This is a genomic window from Gallibacterium salpingitidis (assembly GCF_001678495.1).
In the GTDB taxonomy this organism is placed as follows: domain Bacteria; phylum Pseudomonadota; class Gammaproteobacteria; order Enterobacterales; family Pasteurellaceae; genus Gallibacterium; species Gallibacterium salpingitidis.
This window is the reverse complement of record NZ_JTJL01000072.1, coordinates 1-6,920: the sequence shown is the minus strand read 5'-3', so window position 1 is coordinate 6,920 and position 6,920 is coordinate 1. Positions and strand designations below refer to the sequence as shown.

Below are 6,920 nucleotides of genomic sequence, written 5' to 3'. Positions count from 1 at the left end.
ACGCTGAAGGGTTTTTAGCCCAAGAGAGAGTAGGTAAGAAACGCGAAGAAGCGGAAGCAAAGAAGCGAGAGAGAGAAAGCAGTGAGAGGAAAAGAAAGCTCACTGATGAGTTGACAGCTTGTGAACGTTTTTAGAGAAGAAGATAAAGCAGAAAGCGAGAAGCTAGAAGCAGAAAGTAAAAAGTCAAAAGGATTAATCCTGGCGGCGAGAATGCGATAGGCCCACCTGAATCCATGCCGAACTCAGAAGTGAAATGTCGTAATGCCGATGGTAGTGTGGGGATTCCCCATGTGAGAGTAGGTCACTGCCAGGTTATTGAAAAGCGAGAAGGACGCTAGTTGAGGAATCGACTAGCGTTTTTTTATTTTTGTATTTTGTATTTTGTATTTTTTATTTTTTAGGGATGGCTGGATTTTGCTTAGGCTATCCTAATCACCAATCATCTCATCTTCTCTATGTCTATTAAGCGACTAAGTTGTATAAATCTCTTCGTTATTCATATCATTGAAATGGCTAAGGAAGAGAAGTTGTAGAAATGAACAAAGTGGAAAGGAAAGAGAGAAAAAAATTGCCACTTAAATCAGTGGCAATGTGTTAAAAGTAATTGTTGTATCTTATTATTGAGCAGTTACAGGGAAATCCCACCAGATATCAAATAATTCGCTTACTTCAACTTGATTTAATCCATTATTTTCTAACCAAGTTTTGACTGTTTGACGGTGAGTTTCATCACATTTACCAATTTTTTCTAAGCAAACTAAACCTTCCCAATGTAAATAACCACTGCCTTCATAAGCTAAACCGTTTGGCTTGATTACTTCATCAATAAAACGATCTACAACTTGATCAATTTGATCCACAGGTGTGTTTTCAGCAAATTGCCAATTGACTAAAAATCCCAATTCTTGGAATTCATCAATGTGCATTTTTTTACGTTGTCTACGATTACGTTGATATGCCATATCTTTTTCTCCTCTATCAATTATTTTTTGATGAAATAAAGATCCCAAACGCCATGGCCCAGACGGTGGCCACGTTGTTCAAATTTCGTTAATGGTCGAAAATCTGGACGTGGGATAAAATCATTGGTGCTCGAAGTATTTTGTAATCCAGGTTGTTGTGATAATACTTCTAACATTTGTTCTGCATAATTTTGCCAATCTGTTGCCATATGAATAAAGCCATTATGGATCAATTTTGGCATTATGGATTCAATAAAAGTTGGTTGAACAATTCGACGTTTATGGTGTTTTGCTTTATGCCAAGGATCAGGAAAGAAAAGTTGTAAACCAGCTAAACTTTCTACAGGAATATTATCTTTCAAGATCTCTATTGCATCATGACAAATCACCCTTAGATTGGTAACTTGTTGTTCTAAAGCATAAGCAATACAAGCACCTACACCAGGTGTATGCACTTCAATACCAAGATAATTATAGTGTGGATTTTGTTTTGCCATATCAACCAAGGAACGCCCCATACCAAAGCCAATTTCTAACACAACAGGATTATTGTTGCCAAAAATAGCAGGGAAATCAAAGTGGGCTGCTTGATGCTCTAAACCAAATTTATGCCAATTCTCATTCATTGCACGTTTTTGCGCTTCACTTAAACGTCCTGTTCTCAGTACAAAGCTACGCACTTTTCGTAGATAACGACCATCAGCAGTAAATTCCATGGTGTTCACTGATTTACGTTTTTGTTCAGCAAGGTTATTCACAGATTCTTGTTGCATAAATAAAGTAAAAATTGATGAATTACTAATAAAAATGGTCTGTATTTTACCTGATAATTCACTCTTTTTGTTATGTTTTGAATGAATTTGTTGTGATACACTCGCGACTTTGAATTGTTAAATAGGGAAGATTTATGTGGCAGGCTGAGTCAACGCCAGAAGCACCTTTTGCAATGGCAGTATTATCATGGTATGACAAATATGGGCGTAAAACACTGCCATGGCAACGTAATAAATCATTATATGGCGTTTGGTTATCAGAAATAATGTTGCAGCAAACGCAAGTGACGACAGTTATTCCATATTTTGAACGTTTTATACAACAATTTCCGACTATTTGTGATCTTGCCGATGCATCAATAGATGAAGTGTTACATTTATGGACTGGTTTAGGTTATTACGCAAGGGCGCGGAATTTACACAAAGCAGCACAAACTATTCGTGATCAGTATCAGGGACAATTTCCAACAGATTTTTCACAGGTATTGGCATTGCCAGGTGTAGGTTTAAGCACCGCAGGAGCCATTTTATCTTCATGTCTTGATGCACCTTATCCTATTTTAGATGGCAATGTAAAACGTGTATTATCGCGCTATTTTGCGATTGCAGGCTGGCCAGGTGAGAAATCAGTAGAAACTCAATTATGGCGTCATAGCGCAGCAGTTACACCTGATTCACAAGTAGCAGCATTTAATCAAGCAATGATGGATTTAGGTGCAATGGTTTGTACGAGAAGTAAACCAAAATGTACTTTGTGCCCATTAGCAAAATCTTGTGTTGCATATAAAAATGAAAGTTGGCAATTATATCCAGGAAAAAAACTCAAGAAAGCGTTGCCAGAGCGAGAAAGCTATTTTTTGCTGTTTGTCAAAGATCATAAAGTATTACTGCGACAACGGCCAGCACAAGGATTGTGGGGTGGTTTATACTGTTTTCCGCAGTTTGATTCTAAAGATAGTTTAGAAAGTTATTTACAAGTAAATCAGTTGCGATTAATCGAAGAATTACCTATTTTTCGCCATACTTTTAGCCATTTTCATTTAGATATTCACCCAATAGTGGTAACAGAGCAAACAGAAACCGTAGCTATGGTAAAAAATGTAGCAGAAGATTGTGCAGAATATAAACAGACAGTACAAAATGAAAGTGAATATTGGTATGATCTAGCGGATTTTTCGCCACCTAAAATTGGTTTGGCGACGCCTGTGAAAAATTTGTTGATACAGTTAGCAAGTTTAACAATAGAAAAAAATTAAATAAGGATAACGTTATGGCAAGAACCGTTTTTTGTGAGTATTTGAAGCAAGAAGCAGAAGGCTTAGATTTTCAGCTTTACCCAGGTGAATTAGGCAAGCGTATTTTTAATTCGATTAGCAAACAAGCATGGTCTGAATGGTTAAAAAAACAGACAATGTTAGTGAATGAAAAGAAATTAAATATGATGAATCCAGAGCATCGTAAATTATTAGAACAAGAGATGGTAAATTTCTTGTTTGAAGGCAAGGATGTTCATATTGAAGGTTATGTCCCTCCCTCAAAGTAGTCAAAAATGAAAATGAAAAAATCTTTTATCGTTGCTGCATTAGCACTATTACTAGTGGGATGTGGTTCTTCCTATGATCGTGATGATATTGATTACGATGACGCTTTTGCAAAAGATACGCGAGCATTAGATATTTTAACTGGTCAATTCTCTCATAATATCGATCGTATTTGGGGTGTGAATGAATTATTGGTTGCAAGTCGAAAAGATTATGTGAAATATACTGATAAATATTACACCCGTAGTCACGTTAGTTTTGATGAAGGTGTGATTACCATCGAAACACAAACCAGCTTGGCTCGTTTAAAAAATGCTATCGTGCATACATTATTGATGGGATCTGATGCAAATGGTATCGATTTATTCGCCGATGGTGATGTGCCAATCAGTTCTCGACCATTTCTATTAGGACAGGTATTAGATCATCAAGGTGCACAAATTCCAAATATTGCAGTGGCATCAGCTTTTGCTGATTATTTAATTAACAATAAATTACAAAGTCGCCGTTTAAGTAATGGTCATATTGTGCAATTTGTTGTGATTCAAATGATTGCCAACCACGTTGCTATTCGTGCGCAAAAATATATTCCATTTATTCGTAAGGCAGCAAGACACTACAACATTGATGAAAGTTTGATTTTGGGCATTATGCAGACAGAATCAAGCTTTAACCCATATGCGATTAGTTATGCTAATGCGATGGGTTTAATGCAGATTGTACCGCAAACGGCGGGACGTGATGTGTTCTTAATGAAAGGTAGAAGCGGTATTCCATCGAAAAAATATTTATTTGATCCATATAAAAATATTGATGCTGGTGTTTCTTATTTATGGTTATTACAAAATAAATATTTGGCAGGAATTACAGATCCTACTTCTAGACGTTTTGCCGTTATTTCGGCTTATAACGGTGGGGCGGGTGCAGTATTGCGAATCTTTGATGATGATAAAGATGTTGCGGTAAATAAGATTAATCGGTTATTACCTGAGCAAGTGTATCGTATTTTAACAACGAAACACCCATCAGCACAGGCAAGAAACTACTTGATCAAAGTGGATAAAGCACAAAAAAGTTATCGAGTAATTCGTTAATTTTGCGGGCTTTGCTGGTGTTTTAGTATTAATTTTATGCGTTTTGGATAGAAAAACGGCTAACGTGCGAAAAAAAGAAATTTTTTTCAAAATAGTGGTTGACTTGAAAGCCAAAAAAACGTTTAATACGCACCACTAAGACGTTGCCCAGATAGCTCAGTCGGTAGAGCAGGGGATTGAAAATCCCCGTGTCGGTGGTTCGATTCCGCCTCTGGGCACCACTATTCCTCCTTAGTTCAGTCGGTAGAACGGTGGACTGTTAATCCATATGTCGCTGGTTCAAGTCCAGCAGGAGGAGCCAAATTCCAAAAGGCTGTTACAATAAATGTTGTAACAGCCTTTAATTTTTTCTGGTGAATCTCAGAATAAAGATAACTTTAAAAAACATAAGAACAGTGTTATATTCTGCCACCTATTTGCCACAATTCTTTTTCAATTAACTAACCAGTAAGTAAGGTTCTTCTCTATTATGGTCGATTATTCGAATTTAGCGCTTGCATTGGCAGGAGTTTGTCAATCTGCAAAGTTAGTTCAACAATTAGCTCACCAAGGAAGTACTTCAGATCAAGATTTACTCGTTACATTAGAGAGCCTAGTCGTTACTCAGCCACAACAAACGTTAGATGTGTATGGCGGTAATCTTGCTAATATCAAATTGGGCTTAGCAACATTACTGGAACAACTTAACGGTAAACATGGCCCATTGGATTTGGAATTAAGCCGTTATTGGTTAAGTTTGCTTGCTTTAGAAGGGAAGCTGAATAGTAATAGCGACAAGAAAAAGCAATTAGTCGATAGAATTCAATATTTACCAACACAATTAGAGTTTCATGATAGCTTAATAGATAGCTCTATGTTAGCGATTTTAGCTGGTATTTATGTTGATATCATTAGTCCATTAGGGGCTAAAATTCAAGTAAAAGGTCTGCCTTTATATTTGCAGCAACCTGAAATTCAAAACCGTATTCGAGCTTGTTTATTAGCAGGTATTCGTTCTGCTGTATTGTGGCGCCAAGTTGGCGGCTCTAAGTGGAAATTGCTATTTTTCCGCAGCAGATTGATCCAGGCAGCTCAACAACTTTACTCATCCCTTAGATAAACGGAGTAACTCTTCATGCAATTTAATGCTTTAACTGCACTTTCTCCTCTTGATGGTCGTTATCAAAGTAAGACTGACGCTTTGCGTTCTATTTTTAGTGAATTTGGTTTATTGCGTTTTCGTGTCACTGTAGAAGTTCGTTGGTTACAAAAATTGGCAGCGACTACCGCAATTTCAGAAGTTCCAGTTTTATCAAAAAAAGCAATCGATTACCTAGACGATATTATTGCTAATTTTGATGTACAAGATGCACAACAAATTAAAGAAATTGAAGCAACAACTAATCATGATGTAAAAGCGGTTGAGTATTTTCTCAAAGAGAAATGCCAAGCATTACCTGAATTAGCGGAAATTAGTGAATTTATCCATTTTGCTTGTACTTCAGAAGATATTAACAATCTATCTCATGCGTTAATGTTAAAAACTGCGAGAGAAGAAGTTCTTCTACCTGAATGGAAGAAGATTATTGCTGAAATTAGCCGTTTAGCGGAAACTTATAAGAATATTCCTTTACTTTCACGTACTCATGGACAACCAGCATCACCAACTACAGTTGGTAAAGAGATGGTGAATGTGGCATATCGTTTACAACGTCAATATCAACAACTACAGAAAATAGAAATTCTTGGCAAGATCAATGGTGCAGTAGGAAACTATAATGCGCATTTATCGGCATATCCTGATGTGGACTGGCATCTATTCAGCCAACAATTTGTGCAAGACTTAGGAATTGATTGGAATCCATATACAACGCAAATTGAACCACACGATTATATTGCAGAGTTTTTTGACTGTGTAATGCGCTTTAATACAATTATGATCGATTTTGATCGCGATATCTGGGGTTATATCGCATTAAATCACTTCAAACAAAAAACCATTGCTGGGGAAATTGGTTCATCAACAATGCCGCATAAAGTAAACCCAATTGATTTTGAAAACTCAGAAGGTAATTTAGGCGTAGCTAATGCTGTGATGGCTCACTTAGCACAAAAATTACCAGTATCACGCTGGCAACGCGATTTAACCGATTCTACTGTATTGCGTAATCTTGGTGTTGGTTTAGGTTATAGCTTGATTGCTTATGCTTCTACGTTGAAAGGTATCAGCAAATTAGAAGTGAATGAAGATCATCTGCGTGCAGAGTTGGATCAAAATTGGGAAGTATTAGCGGAACCAATTCAAACGGTAATGCGCCGTTATGGTATCGAAAAACCATACGAAAAATTAAAAGAATTAACACGTGGTAAACGCGTTAATCAGCAAACAATGCAACAATTCATTGATGGTTTAGACATCCCTGAAAATGAAAAAGCAAGATTGAAAGCATTAACACCAGCAACCTATATTGGCGCTGCAATTCAGTTAGTGGAAGCGTTTTAATTATTGTTAATTTTATTATTGAGAAAAGCCCAAACGTTTGTTTGGGCTTTGCAGACTGTTGACAAACC

Annotated in this window: 7 protein-coding genes, 2 tRNA genes and 1 rRNA gene; 8 read left to right on the top strand and 2 right to left on the bottom strand. The window is 36.8% G+C overall.

The genetic code is table 11. From position 1 onward, the window contains the following. Positions 1–197 precede the first annotated feature (197 nt). Positions 198–313, top strand: a 5S ribosomal RNA gene (rrf, locus tag QS62_RS11120). A 304-nt stretch (positions 314–617) separates the two neighbouring features. Here the strand turns inward: rrf and QS62_RS11115 are convergent. Together QS62_RS11115 and trmB are read right to left on the bottom strand one after the other, a co-directional pair. After that, a complete protein-coding gene (locus QS62_RS11115) occupies positions 618–962 on the bottom strand; it encodes a YggL family protein (protein ID WP_066110173.1) in 345 nt (114 codons plus the stop codon). Positions 963–982: 20 nt separating this feature from the next. Then, the gene (gene trmB, locus QS62_RS11110; RefSeq protein WP_066110170.1) at positions 983–1,735 is read right to left on the bottom strand and encodes a tRNA (guanosine(46)-N7)-methyltransferase TrmB; all 753 of its coding nucleotides are present in this window, start codon (positions 1,733–1,735) and stop codon (positions 983–985) included. Positions 1,736–1,869: 134 nt separating this feature from the next. On the opposite strand from trmB, the gene mutY reads away from it, so the two are divergent. The 7 genes from mutY to purB all read left to right on the top strand — a co-directional run bounded on the left by mutY (position 1,870) and on the right by purB (position 6,852). Beyond that, on the top strand, positions 1,870–2,991 hold the full coding sequence (gene mutY, locus QS62_RS11105) for an A/G-specific adenine glycosylase (protein ID WP_066110167.1): 1,122 nt from the start codon (positions 1,870–1,872) through the stop codon (positions 2,989–2,991). 14 nt (positions 2,992–3,005) lie between these two features. Next, a complete protein-coding gene (locus QS62_RS11100) occupies positions 3,006–3,278 on the top strand; it encodes an oxidative damage protection protein (RefSeq protein ID WP_066110165.1) in 273 nt (90 codons plus the stop codon). A gap of 6 nt (positions 3,279–3,284) precedes the next feature. Then, positions 3,285–4,370, top strand: a complete 1,086-nt coding sequence (mltC, locus tag QS62_RS11095; protein ID WP_066110163.1) for a membrane-bound lytic murein transglycosylase MltC — start codon at positions 3,285–3,287, stop codon at positions 4,368–4,370. Positions 4,371–4,515: 145 nt separating this feature from the next. After that, a tRNA-Phe gene (locus QS62_RS11090) sits at positions 4,516–4,591 on the top strand. A gap of 4 nt (positions 4,592–4,595) precedes the next feature. After that, a tRNA-Asn gene (locus tag QS62_RS11085) sits at positions 4,596–4,671 on the top strand. 168 nt (positions 4,672–4,839) lie between these two features. Continuing rightward, complete coding sequence (gene hflD / locus QS62_RS11080; RefSeq protein WP_066110161.1) at positions 4,840–5,469, top strand: high frequency lysogenization protein HflD; 630 nt, start codon at positions 4,840–4,842, stop codon at positions 5,467–5,469. A gap of 15 nt (positions 5,470–5,484) precedes the next feature. After that, positions 5,485–6,852 carry an adenylosuccinate lyase gene (gene purB, locus QS62_RS11075; protein ID WP_066110159.1) on the top strand — a complete coding sequence of 456 codons (1,368 nt, stop codon included), beginning with the start codon at positions 5,485–5,487 and terminating at the stop codon, positions 6,850–6,852. The last annotated feature ends 68 nt before the right edge of the window (positions 6,853–6,920 follow it).

Bases quoted from the DNA above. Each gene is read 5' to 3' on its own strand.
- mutY (WP_066110167.1), top strand. From the start codon at position 1,870: ATGTGGCAGGCTGAGTCAACGCCAGAAGCACCTTTTGCAATGGCAGTA.
- purB (WP_066110159.1), top strand. From the start codon at position 5,485: ATGCAATTTAATGCTTTAACTGCACTTTCTCCTCTTGATGGTCGTTAT.
- hflD (WP_066110161.1), top strand. From the start codon at position 4,840: ATGGTCGATTATTCGAATTTAGCGCTTGCATTGGCAGGAGTTTGTCAA.
- QS62_RS11100 (WP_066110165.1), top strand. From the start codon at position 3,006: ATGGCAAGAACCGTTTTTTGTGAGTATTTGAAGCAAGAAGCAGAAGGC.
- mltC (WP_066110163.1), top strand. From the start codon at position 3,285: ATGAAAATGAAAAAATCTTTTATCGTTGCTGCATTAGCACTATTACTA.
- trmB (WP_066110170.1), bottom strand. From the start codon at position 1,735: ATGCAACAAGAATCTGTGAATAACCTTGCTGAACAAAAACGTAAATCA.
- QS62_RS11115 (WP_066110173.1), bottom strand. From the start codon at position 962: ATGGCATATCAACGTAATCGTAGACAACGTAAAAAAATGCACATTGAT.